Annotated in this window: 5 protein-coding genes and 1 pseudogene; 3 read left to right on the forward strand and 3 right to left on the reverse strand. The window is 65.2% G+C overall.

What is annotated here, in order from left to right; genetic code table 11:
• Positions 1 to 255, forward strand: a pseudogene (locus Q1L59_RS03380) (hypothetical protein); the annotation flags it as partial.
• Positions 256 to 704: 449 nt separating this feature from the next.
• On the opposite strand, the gene Q1L59_RS03385 reads toward Q1L59_RS03380, so the two are convergent.
• Both Q1L59_RS03385 and Q1L59_RS03390 read right to left on the reverse strand, forming a co-directional pair.
• Positions 705 to 1667, reverse strand: coding sequence for a response regulator (locus Q1L59_RS03385; RefSeq protein WP_300328025.1), 963 nt, complete (start codon positions 1665 to 1667; stop codon positions 705 to 707).
• Between the two features lie 77 nt (positions 1668 to 1744).
• Positions 1745 to 5536, reverse strand: coding sequence for a PAS domain-containing protein (locus Q1L59_RS03390; protein WP_300328026.1), 3792 nt, complete (start codon positions 5534 to 5536; stop codon positions 1745 to 1747).
• Positions 5537 to 5948: 412 nt separating this feature from the next.
• On the opposite strand from Q1L59_RS03390, the gene Q1L59_RS03395 reads away from it, so the two are divergent.
• Both Q1L59_RS03395 and Q1L59_RS03400 read left to right on the forward strand, forming a co-directional pair.
• Positions 5949 to 7118 (forward strand): SGNH/GDSL hydrolase family protein, encoded by a 1170-nt coding sequence (locus Q1L59_RS03395; protein WP_300328029.1) that lies wholly within the window; start codon positions 5949 to 5951, stop codon positions 7116 to 7118.
• Positions 7119 to 7458: 340 nt separating this feature from the next.
• Positions 7459 to 7602 (forward strand): hypothetical protein, encoded by a 144-nt coding sequence (locus Q1L59_RS03400; protein ID WP_300328031.1) that lies wholly within the window; start codon positions 7459 to 7461, stop codon positions 7600 to 7602.
• A gap of 12 nt (positions 7603 to 7614) precedes the next feature.
• Here the strand turns inward: Q1L59_RS03400 and Q1L59_RS03405 are convergent.
• The coding region (locus tag Q1L59_RS03405; protein WP_300328034.1) for a response regulator at positions 7615 to 8429 on the reverse strand (815 nt) is incomplete at its 5' end.

Consider the following 8429-nt stretch of genomic DNA (forward strand, 5'->3'; position numbering starts at 1 on the left):
AGCACCGCTCCCGACCATCCCGCAGCGGCCGCGCCGCAGTTCAAGCACGCCATGATCACCCTCGCCGAAGAAGCCTTCGTCCTCACGCCCCGCTGCCCCCAACAGGCTCTCGCAATCTTCCGCGAACTCCTCTCCGAGATTGCTCGCGTGCCCTATTACCCCCCACGAACGCTTCGGCCTTCGCAGCCTCGCGTATCAAAGAAGCCCATCTCCAACTGGCAGGTCGATAAAGGCAAACGAATCGCCATGGCCTAATTCAACAGCATTTGGGGCGGGCGCCAGCCTGGCGCAGCAACCCCTTGACGTGGCGGAGGGACGGGTACGCTGGAGCATGGCTGTAAGCGCGGCAGTTCCGCGCTTACAGCCATGCTGACCTGCGCTTTTCTGCGCCAGATTGCCGCGGTTTCTCACCGCCATTAACCGCAACGCCAGCAACGGTGTCCGTCAACGCCAGCACAGTCGTTCGCAGAGACCAGCGCGCCGGCAGGGGAAGGGGCGCCGCCAAACCGCGCGGCGCTCCGCGGGCTGCGGGCTAGCCTGACGGTTCCAGAGCCTGCGCCAGTCGCTGCGAAAGCGTCTGCAGGGCGGTTTCGGTTGCCGCGCTGAAGTCGAACGCGTCAATCAACTGGTCGGTGCGCAGGCGGACGGTGTTGCGCAGACTTTCCTCGACCGCTTCCGGCAGGGACGAGCTGTCGAGCAGTGCGTCAAGTTCGGCGAGCAGCAGACGGACGGGTTTCCGATCCGCGGTAGCGGGCGGCCTCGTAGCGCTGACTGAAGTCGTGCACGGTCGCGGTGACGTTGTCGAGCAGCGCAGAAATTTCGCTGCGCGTGCTCAAGGTTTCCCGTTGGGCATGCATCGCTGCGAGCCTGGCGTCTGTCGTTTCGACGGCGATCGCCAGGTGATCGCGCAAGCGGCCGCACAAGTCGGCGTCGTCCAGCGGCATGTTGGCGACCAGCAGCGAGGCGCGTTCATAGTGAATCGCCAGGCGGTTGCGGTACGAGGTGATCGTGTCCATGCAGCGCATCAGGCGGAGGATCGACCCCTCGACCGGCCGCGCGTCGCCGTTCGCATTCAGCGTCAGCTCGATTCCGGGCAAGCGTAGTTGTACTGCGCCTTCGAGGCGGTAGGCGCGCAGCAGACCGAAGATCTCGTCGCCCACCTGGCGATACTCGGTACAGCCGTTCAGCGCACGCAGGAATTTGACCAAGGCGGCGTATTCGTCCAGATTGGACATGATCAGCGAGGCCAAGGTATCGGACGCTTCGATCTGTTGCTGGAGCGACGATTTCTTCTCGGCGTCGCGTTGCCAGACGGCGACTTTCTGCTTCAGTTCGGCCGCCTTGAAAGGCTTGACGACGAAGTCGTCGCCGCCCGCATCGTAGCCCGCCAGGCACGAATCGAGATCGGCCAGCCCGGAAACGAAAACAACTGGAACGCGGCTGCCGGCGGAATCGTCCTTCAGTTTGCGGCACAGCGTGTAACCGTCCATTCCGGGCATTTCAACGTCGAGCAGGAAGAGGTCGGGGACCTTGCTCTGCATTCTCTCGAGGCAGGCGGCGCCAGAGGCAAAAGTCTCGACTTGGCAGCTCCGGCCGAGCGCTGCTTCGACCATCCGGCGGCTGGCCTCGACGTCATCGACGACAAAAACGGTGAACTCACCTTCCATGGCATGCTCTCCTGGGGTCACACCGACCCATAAAATCCTGGACAGTTTACTGCGCTGAGCACGCTTCGAGAACGGTTTCAGCCCGAGTCGGCTGCATGCGCTGCAAGATACGTCCAAATCGCCGGTTCGAGCGCGCTCAACGCGGTGCGCAGCGGCTCCTCCAGCGCAGCCAGCTTGGGCAGGCTGGACTCCGCAGCGGCCGCTTCGACCGTCGCACAAATCTCCCACGCCTGCAAGGCGGCGATCTGGCCGAGGCTGCTCTTCAGGCGATGGCTGGCCGTCTTCACGCTGCGCGCGTCGGCGGCCGCGATCGCGCTCAGGATCGCGGCGCCGTCCGTGCGCGCCTGGTCGCGCACCAGCGTCAGCATCATCAGCAGGCCATCCTGATCTCCGTCCATGATTTCCAACGCTCGGGTCTGATCAAAGACCGGGTTGGCGCTCGTCGCTGCCGGCTCGTCCGCCGGCGTGGGCAGGGCAGCCGGCGGCGCCATGCCCGCCGACAGCGTTTGCTGAATTTCCGCCAACTTGGCGCGCAGATCGCGGCCACGAATCGGTTTCGACAGGTAGTCGTTCATCCCCGCTTGCAGGCACTGATCGCGAAAGCCTTTGATCGCGTGCGCGGTCAGTCCGACGATCGGCGCTTCTATGCCGCGCTCGCGTAATGCCCGGGTCGCCGCAAAGCCGTCCAGCCGGGGCATTTCGACATCCATCAGGATGACATCGAAGCGCCCGCAGCAGGCCGTTTGCACGGCCTTCTCGCCATCCTGAGCCAGCACGACATGGCAGCCGGCTTTCTCCAGGACGGCCAGGGCAAACTTCTGGTTGGTCGGGTTGTCTTCCGCCAACAAGACTTGCAGGCCTGGCCGCAACTGATTCGATGCGGCCGGCGAGGCGACGCTGTCGTCGTCTTCGACCTGCGTCGTACGGCCAAAGCGGGCCGAAAAGCGGAAGACGCTGCCCCGACCAACTTCGCTGTCGACCGCCAGCGATCCGCCCATCAGGCCGACCAGGCGGCGGCAGATCGCCAGACCAAGACCGGTGCCGCCGAAGCGGCGGCTGGTCGAAACGTCCGCCTGGGCAAACGGATCGAAGATGCTCGCCATCTTCTCCGGCGGTATGCCGACGCCGGAGTCGCGGACGCTGAACGTGAGGCTGACCTCGTTGTCGCTCAGCGCCGCCAGCACCAGCTCGACGGCGACCTGTCCGCGCTCGGTGAACTTGACTGCGTTGCCAAACAGGTTGGTCATCACCTGGCGCAAGCGTGTCGGGTCGCCGACGACGAAAGCCGGAACGTCGTCGTGGATGTCGACGCTGACCGCCAGGCCCTTGTCCAGCGCGCGTGCTTCCAGCGCCCGGATCGTTTCGCGGAGGAGTCGGCGCAGGTTGAAAGAGACCGCCTCGAGGTCCATCTTGTCGGCCTCGATCTTCGAGAAATCAAGGATTTGGTTGAGCAGCGTGAGGAGCAGGCGGGCCGAATTCTGCGCCGTCTCGATGCGGTCGCGCTGCTCGGCGGTCAGTTCGCTTTCGGCAACCAGTTCGAGCATGCCCAGGATGCCGTTCATCGGCGTGCGCAACTCGTGGCTCATCGTAGCGAGGAAGGTGCTCTTGACGGCGCTCGCGGCTTCGGCGGCTTCGCGTGCCTGGTGCAACTTGGTGACGTCGACGTAGAAGCCGACGGTATGGCCGTCGGGCGCCCGCCGCTCGACGATGCGCAATCGCCGTCCGTCGTCGAGTTGGTCGGTGAACTGTCCGTTCGCGCTGTAATATGCGCGCCGGCGCTCAGTCAGCCAGGCAGCCCCGTGGTCGGGTAGCGTGGCGAGCTTCCTGTTTCTGACCCACTCGCTGAGCAGGGTTTCGAAAGCGACTCCGGGGACGACCAGGTGGCTGACCGGCGCGTGTAGATCGCGAAACTTTCGATTGCTGAAGACCAGGCGATCGTGCCGGTCAAAGACGGCGAAGGCTTCGTCGGCAGCCTCGATCGCGGCGCGCTGCAGGTGTTCGTTGCGCGCGAGCTTTTGTTCCGCTTCCTTGCGTTCGGTAATGTCCTCGTAGACGCCGAGCAGGCCAATCACGTCGTTTTCAGCGTTGCGCAGCGGGGCAGTCGAGTGGCGCAGCCAGATCGTTCTGCCGTCGGTGGTGGTGCGCGCCTGCTCGACATAAAGCCGGGCAAACCCGGTCTCGATGACCGCGCGCTCCTCGGCGCTCACGTCCGGCGCCGCGGCCTGTTCCTTGCTTATCAGATCACCGTCGCTGCGGCCAATCACCGCACTCGGATTGTCGAGCCCGAGATCGGCGGCAAAGAAACGGTTGCAACCCAGGTAACGGAGCTCACGATCCTTCCAGTAGACGCGCGCCGGAACGGTGTCGATCACCGTCAGCAGCAGGTTGCGCGACTCGGTGATGGCGCGTTCTGCTGCCTTGATCTCGCTGATGTCGGAGATCAGGCCGATCATTCCAGTAACTTCACCGTCGGAGTTGGTATAAGTTGCCTTGTGAAAAACCACATCGCGTCGCGAGCCATCCGCGTAGTCAACCGGTCCTTGATATGTCTGCACTCCCGGATTCGCGAACAGCGCGCGATCGGCCGCTGCGTAGCGTTCGGCCAGGTCGGGGGCAGCGACCTCGAAAACGCTCTTGCCGATGAATTGCTTGCGCGGCAGGCCGAGAAAGCCTTCGAAAGCGCGGTTACCACCTTCGTAAAGACCCTGTGTATTCTTGTAGAAGATCGGCGACGGAACCGCGTCGATCAAGTCCTGGTGAAACTTCAGCATGTCGTTGAGCAACCTTTGCCGGGCGAGCGAGCGCTCCTTGCTCTGCACCAGCAAGTGCAGGATGAAACCGAGCAGCATCAGCAGCAGGAGGCTGCCGGTGGCGCCACCGATGGTCAGCAGGCGACCGAAGCTCTGTCTTTCGGCGGTGACGTCGACCAGCACCAGCAATTGCCCAATCTCGCTGTTGCCGATGTCGTGCAGCGTGTCGCTGATCCACCACCAGTCGTGGCCGGCGTGACTAAAGGTTTGTCCGGTGTCGGCCTCGCCGACGAACGGTTGCCGGGCGATTTGCTGGCCAAGAGCCAGTGCCAGAGCGTCGTCGGACGCGTACGCCACGACGGCGTGCGGCAGGCTCAACCAACTCTCGCCGCTCGCCGTACGGCTTTCCCATGCCGGGCGAAACAGGCGGTCCTTGCGTACGAGCAGCGCAATTTCAACGCCTGGGCTGGCCCGATACTGCAGCAGCGGCAGGATGCTTTTGCCGACCTGAGCATAACCGACTATTCGGCCGCCCTTGATTACCGGTGCGACAACCCACAACTTCGGAATTCCATGCCGACTCAGTTCGATTCCCGAGCGCACCCTGCCGGTTTCCATTGCTTCGCGCAGAACGCGCCGGCCGCTGGTATCGTCCGCCCCCAATTGCTGCCCGAGGCGCAGCAGCGTTCGGCCGTCGCCGCCATGGAACGACGAATAGGCCAGACCGTGCTCGCGCGACAGGGTATGCATGATCGGTTGCCAGAGCGTGAACAGCGCGCGCGCGTCTCCGGCCGCCAGGGTGTTGCGGATTTCGCTTGAACCGCTGAGCGCGTCGGTGGTCATGCTCAGAGACGCTGCCTGACTGGCCACATCGGTGCGGAACTCACGCAGCACCGCTTCGCTTCTTGCCGTCGCCTCCTGGACCAGGTGCTGCTGTTCCTGTTGCCAGAGCAGGAATCCCGCGCCGAAGAAGGTGCCCAACACGATGCCGGCGAGCGGCAGCAGAACGCGCGGCAACGTGCGCCAGGCCGAGAAGGCGGAAGCCCCGCTTTCCCCGATGCGCAAGCCGTGCTCGGAAGGCAAAGCGGCTAGTGCTTCGAGCCGTGCGACGCTATCCATGGGGACTGCCCGAAGCGCTTCCAGTGGTCGGCAAGCCGGCAAGCTCATGGGCGGCGCCACGCCATCCGACGCAAATCAATGTCATCTCCATTGGCCGCCACGCGCGCGCAGCTTCATGTCCTCTCCACGGTTGTGGGCGCCCCTGCGCAACGCAGCCGTAAGAACAAGTATAGGTTAGGCCCACGCAGTGTCAAACGCGCTGTCCGCACCGGCCGCTCGTTGCGCGCGCGGGCTCGCGCACCTGTCGACATTTTTTACACGTGAACTTGCCAGCGTCCTGTACACCGCGGACGAAAGCGTGTCAAATGAGTCTATTAGCTGCGGTTCAGGTGCACGGAATGTTTCTTGCTTCGGCTTACCGCCGCCAGTCGACCAGGGAGCAGGCGGTATCCCAACCAGAGGAGATCAATAGATGCTTGCCAAACTGTATAGACGGGCGCTCGGCGCGTCCTTGATTTGCGCCATCGGTTTCTCCGGTCAAGTGCACGCGGGCTACACTGATGTCGTCTTCTTCGGCGACAGCCTGTCCGACACCGGAAACGTGTTGTCATTGACCAGGGCGGTTGGCGCGCCGCTGTTTCCAAACTTCTCAGGGTCGCCCGGGCGCTTCTCGAATGGGCGGGTATGGTCCGAGTATCTGGCTGAGGGAATCGGTCTGGCCGACAGCGCCCGACCGACGCAACGTATCCTGACTGCGGCAGGGGTCGTGTCGCTGGCCCAGCCCGGCGAGGTGGTCGGCAGCAACTATGCGTTTGGCGGTGCGCGTACCGGCCTGGGCGGCAGCGCGGGAGCGACAACCGGTCTGCTCGGGCAGCTTGTCGCGTGGAATGGATCGACCTTCGTCAACTCGCTCACCCGTGCGGCGGATCGCGATGCCTTGTACGTTGTCTTTGCCGGCGCCAACGACTTGCGCGATGTGCGCAGCGCGAACTTCGGCACGACGCCGGCCGACAGCGCCGCGCGCGCCGCGGCGGCGGCCGACGTGGCACAGGGCATCAGCACCGCGGTGGCCTTGCTGGCGCAGGCCGGGGCACGGCATTTTCTGCTTTCCAGCCTGCCTGACCTGGGCAAGGCGCCAGAGGCGCTGGCGCTCGATCAGGCGCCGGGCGGTGCCGGCAAGCAAGCCGCGTCGACCGAGGTGACGCTGGGTTTCAACGCCGCGTTGGCCGCCCAGGCAGCGGGCGTCGATGCCTTGTTCAACACCAACTTCGGGATCGACCTCGACATCAAGCTGATGGATGTCTACGGCTTGTTCGAAGCGATAATCAACGACGCGCGCACGACCGGCGGTGCCACCTACGGAATCAGCAACGTCGATGCGCCGTGCATCAACCCGGTCGCGCCAGGCGTCTACTTCGTTCCCGGTTCCACCGCCGGCAGCAACTGCAGCGTCTCCGCCTTTTCCGATGACCTGCATCCGTCGGCCGCCGCACATCGGCAAATTGGTCGGCTCGCCTTGGCGACGGTACCCGAACCCGCTTCGCTGCCCCTCGCGCTGGGTGGCCTGCTGCTCCTGACGCTGACCCGGGCGAGCGCCAGCCGCCTGGCCTTCCGGCGCAAGCCGGCCGCCGAGCGCGACTGAGCGCGGCCAGGCTGCTCGCCGCGGCGCGCAGCGCCAAGCCGGCCGGCGGCCTGCCCTGGCACGCCGCGTCAGGGCGCGCCCGACGTGGCGCACCGCGCTGCAGCTCGCCTTACGCATTTCTCGCCTGATGGCGACGCACCTTCCGCGCATTCCCCGCATTCCGCGCAATCCACTTTCGTCGCTACCCCTGTCGTCTGCTCGCGCCGATGTTTGGCGGTGGCGTCGAGCCGGTAGAAATCGATTCAGGAAGCTGACCTGCTTCCGTCAGGGCGCCGGGTTTGCCCGTGGCAGCGGTAGCGGCACTCGCCCGGGCGGCAGCTTCTGGCCCGAAGCCAACGCGGTGCGCCACCTGACCGGCGGGTGCGCGACAAGAACCGACGCGCGCTGCCGCCGACGCCGGCGCCGCTTGGCCGAGCAGGCGCTGGCCGACTGGCAGCGCCAGGTTGACGATGCGCTCGACATCTTCGCCGCTTGCCAGTCCTGAACTGGCTGTCGATTACGCTCGGCTCTCCGCGCTGTCCTCGGCGGATGACGGCAGCGCGGATGTTTTCGTGACGAGGAGCGAGCATGCAGCCGGCGCTGCTTGTACGGCTCGTTCGCACAAGTCGAGCAGGTGCTCGTAGCGCATTTCCTGGGCTTCGCGCGCCAGCCAGGCGGACAGTTCGGAATCGAGCGCGGCGATCGACTCGATGATGTCGGCGGTGCGCTGCGTGTCGAGACAGAGGACGGCGTCGCGCAGGCCGTCCTTCAACTCCGCTGGCAGGTCGCAAAGGCGGGTGGCCGGCGTCAGCGAGGTCGCCAAGGTCTCCGCGGCTAGTCGTGCGGGTGGGCCGCCCTCGGTGTAGGCGTAGGCGATGCCCAGATGCTGCGCCATCATTTCGAGCAGTTCGTCGGGAACGAAGGGCTTGCTCAGGAAGCCGTCGCAGCCGGCAGCCAGGATCTCTTCGCGTTGTCCGTCGAAGGCGCAGGCGGTGATTGCCAGGATGATCGTGCGCCGCTCGCGCTCCGCGGCGCGTATCCGCCGGGTCACCTCGTGTCCGTCGAGGCCGGGCATCTGGATGTCGAGCCAGATCAGGTCGGGCTGCCATTCGCGCCAGCAGCGCAGTGCCTGTTCGCCGTCGGCGGCGGCCTCGACCGCGAAGCCAAGTGGCGCGAGCAACTGGACGAGCAGCGTGCGGTTCGACTGGTGATCGTCCACGACGAGTATCCGCGGGGCTTGCTGTCCTCCCGCCAGCCCGACGATGACGCGCCGTCCGTGCGCTGAGTCTGCGTCGGCACCGCCGGCTTCCAGGTCGAGATCGAAGGAGAAGC

Source organism: Accumulibacter sp. (assembly GCF_029255125.1).
GTDB lineage: Bacteria > Pseudomonadota > Gammaproteobacteria > Burkholderiales > Rhodocyclaceae > Accumulibacter.